The following is a 3,811-nucleotide window of genomic DNA, read 5'->3' on the forward strand; positions in this document are numbered from 1 at the left end:
GGGGCTTTTGCATGGACTAAAAGATCTTGGGGTAAAAGGATTAACTAAACCGATCACAAGCGATGAGCTGGATGCAGTCACGGCCGCGCTGGTGGGACGGTGGTTTCTTCAGGGGAAGGGCGAAATGCTTGGGGGAGACGAAGGGATACTCATCCCGAAAAGCCGGCGTAGGCATGTCAGCCTGAAGGGGGAAAAAAGAATTGAGAGTGCGGCCCCAATCCTAATGGTTATTGTAATAAGAGGAGCGATTCTTCAACCAGGGAAAGATGTTGTGACAGCCTGCAGAGAGTTTATGCAGGAGGTAGAGCGTTGCAACGCAAAGGAGTGAAAAAGAAAGGGAGTGTCTATTTAGTCAACAAAAGATTTGACCCCATTCTCCCATTCCAATACCCCATTCCGACATCACGAACACAAAGGCGACCTGACGGTCTTGGACGAGAACACTGAGGACCCTTGGCGGTTAGCAACTGTCGCGTCGCTTCGTCAGCCGTCATCCCGCCGCAGCATTTCCCTGGCCTTGAGGTACTTGTTCAGGCGGTGGGAGTCGCGCTCGGTGAGGCTGGGCAAGCGGCTCACGTCCAGGTTGTCGGCCAGGTCCGCCAGTTTGACCGCCCGGGCCAGGGGGTTGGCTTTGATCCGGGCGACGTAGGCGAAGTAGTTGGCCTCGCTGCCGTCGTCGTCGTGGTGGGTGAGCAGCCGCAAGGCGGCGAGCGCTTCCTCGGACAGGCCGAGAGCAGCCAGGTCCTCGAAGGTGGCCTCGGAATCCTCCACCACGTCGTGGAGCACCGCCACCACGCGCGCCTCCTCGCTAGTCATGGCGGCCATCAAGCGGAGCGGATGCAGAATATAGGGCTGGCCCGCCTTGTCGATTTGGCCCCGATGGACCTCCAGGGCCAACCCGATCGCTCGTTCCAGCACGGAAGCCGTCATCGCGTGAATCCTCTTTCCTCTCGATCAATCGCCAGAGTCGCGGCCGATAGAGTCTACGGCCTCAGAGGTTCGAATCGGACGCCGACCCGCCGACCCACGGCGGCCCAGTCGCGCTCACCGGAACGACCGTTACCGCTGGAGCCCCCTTCGCCACCGGAACCACCCCCGCCACCAGCGCCACTCCTGCTGGGAGTCGCCCAATTCTTGGGTTTTCTCGGTTACGTAGTCTCGCGCGGAGAACCGGCTCGAACCTCCGACGATGAATGGATCACTTCCGTACAACGACCAGGTGGCTGATAGCTCTTCGAGCTTAACACCCTGTTTCAGCATGTCGCGCAGATCTTCATCCACAACCTTCTTGCATTTCGCGACCGCCTCCTCGTAGGTGGAGAACTCACCAATTTTTAATCGGTGCTCTTCATCCATGTAGTGGAAATTGTCGTCAAGCATGACTGGATAACGCTTCTCATTCATCGGGACATTGTATCAGCCGATACCCCCAGATGGTGCAAAATCCGGCCTTAATGGAGGTCGAAGTGGCCGTATCATGGAATCATGAGCCGCATCTTGGCCTGATGGGACCGGCCTTCGACTGCCAAACTGCCCCTGGCAGCTCAATTCGGCTCGATATTTCCTCGTCCGGACACACATCCCCTCCTTATCATTCCAGTTTTTCGCTCCATTGAGGCCGCCACCAAAGCCAGTGGCCGTAGTCTATCGATTCGCAACAGGATCTTTCGAAACAGATCACGTGGCACGGCAAGGCGATGTCCCTTTGTCTGTTGAAATTCGTGAGGCAGGCATCGCTGGTTGATCAGGCTATGCGGCTTTCATGATGGTTTCAATGGCGCTGTCGGCTTGAGCCTTTCGCATGTGGTCTTGCAGGGCGCCGCGGAGGATAGGCAGCTGGCGGTAGGCCTTGAGGCGGCGGAAGGTTTTCTGGGCCTCCAGCAGGCCGGCGGCGGTCCATCTGAATGCCATCTCGGCATTGCGCCACCTCTTGACGTTGCGGCTGACCTGACCCGTAGCTGGGACCACTTCGAACGTCCGACCTTGGGTAAGACCGGTCCTGAAAGCCGTGTCCGCCCGACGGCGAGTTTGCCCCCGTTTCCGGACTCTCCGCCACCCCGAGCCGCGACAGCTACCAACCGCCCCGCATTTCTTGGTGGGCTGCGCACTGGCATCTTTCGTCTGACGGGTCGGGACATTTGCGAATCAGGTTGATGAGTCGGTCCCCCTTTGCCTTGGACAGCTGGCCACCGCCGCTTTCCGAGATCTCGCCGTGAAAGGGGTCGCGCAGATTGCCTGTCATGTACATCCCGCAGCTTTCACAATACCAATAGGACTCGATGTACTCGTCGCCCATGACCTCAGCGCAGATGAATGCGGCACGCGCCTCGGCCCCTCCTAGATCCGCATCGCAGCTCTGACAGTGCATCGCCGGTCCTTACCTCGACGGGTGGCATGGTACAAGGCCCTTCGCCACGTGGGTACAGGCTCAGGGGAGGAGCCCGATGGCCTCCGAGGACCGCGGCCGCCGCCGAAGCGGGCGATACGTTTGTGGAGTTCCGGCTCCACTAGAATGCATGACCGGGGTTGGCTACACCCGGGCGTCGTCGGCATGTCCACCTGACGGGGAGTTTGTCGTGTAGGTCCTCGCCTGTCAACGGGGAGCGCATCGCCAAGCTTGATGCCAACCCGAAAGTCCAAAAGTTGGTCATCATCGGCCTTAACGATACGACGGCCAGGAGGGCCCAATCGATGAACTTCTTTCAAACGGGTAATTCTTTTTACGTTCAGTGGCGTTTCGTTCGATAATCAATCGCGGCGAAACTTCCATCGACGTACTCCTTGTATTCGGCATCCGTTAGTTCGTGACGTTCGCGACCAGCAGATTGAACAGCCACATCTATTGCAAAAATACCGGACAAATGTCCGAGCGGCGCAGCCCGATGGGTCCAGTCGATATCGTCGTAATTGGCCTCTTGGAACACAAGTGGAACCAGGGAAAGCTCGTGTCGCTGCTTGCTATCCGTGGGAAAACCCGTTCTCCGCAGGACGTCGCGCAAGTGAAGCAACGCGCTATGACGCGCCACGGCCACAGCATTGCCGACGGGTGTCAGACGCGAGACTTCTTCGTTGATCTGGGAGATTAAATCGTCAGCTGAGAACGGCATGTGAATTGGTACCTTTAGCCCTTCTTATACGACGAACACAACATTGTTCTAAGAGCAAGCCAGATGGTATGGATGGCCCCAGCCACTGGCACCGCAACCCACCGTTTTGCGGTTCCTTGTGAAGAGCCATCCCACCACGTTCTGTCGCAAATACTCCACCGAGACGAAAAAGTTTTGCTTGAATGCCTGCCCTACGCAGCGAGGGCATAGAGCATCAGCAGCTCGTATATAAGTATTTTTACCTATTCCTGTATTTTTGGAAAAAATACACACATACCTTGTAACGCTGATGTTGGAGGTTCATTTTTTAAAGGCCCCCACCCCCTCGATTCCTATAGAAAGGGATCATGCCCAAGGGGAGAACTTTTTTATTCCTTGGCGATAAACTTGATGGGCCAAGGAGTGTAACCGTAAGTGTAATTTTTTTCTCTCAAACCCCTCACATCCTATGCAACTGTATGCAATGTGCCGATTACTCAGAATCTTGTGCTAAATCATCGGTTTCGTTGTCTGGCAAGGGGTTTGAGGTACTATCTTCTTCTAGGTCTGAAGGGTTTCCTAAACCGCGGGTCGAAATGTTGCTTTATAGGAAAGGTGTAGATTAAGCAGAGAGCAGTTCTAGAGTCATCGCGGCGGAATTCTCGTTCCAAAAAGTTCGATAATCGTCCATCCACTCACCCCACTTAACATAAACATCTCCAGTT

The 3,811-nt window shown here is 55.9% G+C and carries 5 protein-coding genes and 1 pseudogene; 1 reads left to right on the forward strand and 5 read right to left on the reverse strand.

Annotated features, from left to right (window positions below; all coding sequences use genetic code 11):
* Positions 1-328, forward strand: a 328-nt coding sequence (locus O6929_14430; GenBank protein MCZ6481576.1) for a hypothetical protein, incomplete at its 5' end; no start/stop codon positions are given.
* 155 nt (positions 329-483) lie between these two features.
* Here the strand turns inward: O6929_14430 and O6929_14435 are convergent.
* The 5 genes and pseudogenes from O6929_14435 to O6929_14455 form a co-directional block, all read right to left on the reverse strand.
* Entirely contained in the window at positions 484-930 is a 447-nt protein-coding gene (locus tag O6929_14435) for a GTP pyrophosphokinase (GenBank protein MCZ6481577.1), read from the reverse strand.
* Between the two features lie 129 nt (positions 931-1,059).
* The gene (locus O6929_14440) at positions 1,060-1,404 is read right to left on the reverse strand and encodes a hypothetical protein (protein MCZ6481578.1); all 345 of its coding nucleotides are present in this window, start codon (positions 1,402-1,404) and stop codon (positions 1,060-1,062) included.
* 345 nt (positions 1,405-1,749) lie between these two features.
* Positions 1,750-1,950 (reverse strand): annotated as a pseudogene (locus tag O6929_14445) (IS256 family transposase).
* Positions 1,951-2,071: 121 nt separating this feature from the next.
* Entirely contained in the window at positions 2,072-2,368 is a 297-nt protein-coding gene (locus O6929_14450) for a hypothetical protein (GenBank protein MCZ6481579.1), read from the reverse strand.
* A 358-nt stretch (positions 2,369-2,726) separates the two neighbouring features.
* Positions 2,727-3,107, reverse strand: a complete 381-nt coding sequence (locus tag O6929_14455; GenBank protein ID MCZ6481580.1) for a hypothetical protein — start codon at positions 3,105-3,107, stop codon at positions 2,727-2,729.
* Between the last annotated feature and the right edge of the window lie 704 nt (positions 3,108-3,811).

This window comes from Candidatus Methylomirabilota bacterium (assembly GCA_027293415.1).
Lineage (GTDB): Bacteria > Methylomirabilota > Methylomirabilia > Methylomirabilales > CSP1-5 > CSP1-5.

What these genes read in the sequence shown, in the direction of transcription:
- O6929_14435 (MCZ6481577.1), bottom strand. Translation starts at nt 930, where the DNA reads ATGACGGCTTCCGTGCTGGAACGAGCGATCGGGTTGGCCCTGGAGGTC.
- O6929_14450 (MCZ6481579.1), bottom strand. Translation starts at nt 2,368, where the DNA reads ATGCACTGTCAGAGCTGCGATGCGGATCTAGGAGGGGCCGAGGCGCGT.
- O6929_14440 (MCZ6481578.1), bottom strand. Translation starts at nt 1,404, where the DNA reads ATGAATGAGAAGCGTTATCCAGTCATGCTTGACGACAATTTCCACTAC.
- O6929_14455 (MCZ6481580.1), bottom strand. Translation starts at nt 3,107, where the DNA reads ATGCCGTTCTCAGCTGACGATTTAATCTCCCAGATCAACGAAGAAGTC.